The 659-nt window shown below is 71.3% G+C and carries 1 protein-coding gene; it reads right to left on the bottom strand.

Translation table 11 applies throughout. From position 1 onward, the window contains the following. On the bottom strand, nt 1–659 hold a 659-nt coding region (locus CCN37_RS38415), incomplete at both ends, for an NAD(P)/FAD-dependent oxidoreductase (protein ID WP_143262086.1).

Below are 659 nucleotides of genomic sequence, written 5' to 3'. Positions count from 1 at the left end.
TCATCAGCCGCACGTTGTCGCGGGTGAACGTGCGGTAGTAGCCCTTGCCGAACGACGGCCGCTTGCAGCCCAGCCGGTAGGCGGGGGCGAGTTTGTCCATCAGCTCGCGGTCGCCGCCGACCTGGCTGCGCAGATAGAGCCGCGCGAACGCCTCCCCGGCCCGCACCAGGAACGGGAAGCGCCGGTAGTGGATCATCGCGATGACGAAGCTGAGCTCGGTCACGGTGTCGGTGAGCAGCCGCACGGTGCGCTGGGTCCACGGAGCGGCCCCGAACATCCTGCGGACCGGCTCGGGGACCGGGACGTCCGGTTTCGGGAAGACCCAGGTGGGCGTGCGCTGGTGGACGTGGAGCCGTTCGACCGACGGTGCGATCTCGGGCACCAGCTGGATCGCGGAGGCGCCGGTGCCGATCACCGCGACGCGCCGGCCCGCCAGTTCCAGTGACGGGTCCCACCGGGCGGTGTGCACGAGGTCGCCCGCGAAACGGTCGAGCCCCTCGATGTCGGGCGTCCTGGGTTTGGTGAGCCAGCCGGTGGCACAGATGATGAAGCGCGCCGTGCGGCAGGTGCCGTCCGCGGAGAAGACCTGCCAGAGGTGCCGCGTCTCGTCGTACACCGCGCGCACCACCCGGGCGCCGAGCCGCAGGTGGGGACGGAGC

Origin of the sequence: Allokutzneria sp. NRRL B-24872, assembly GCF_002155965.1 — a bacterium.
Classification (GTDB): Bacteria; Actinomycetota; Actinomycetes; order Mycobacteriales; family Pseudonocardiaceae; genus Allokutzneria.
The sequence above is the reverse complement of the archived record's forward strand: the minus strand, read 5'-3'. Positions and strand labels throughout refer to the sequence as shown.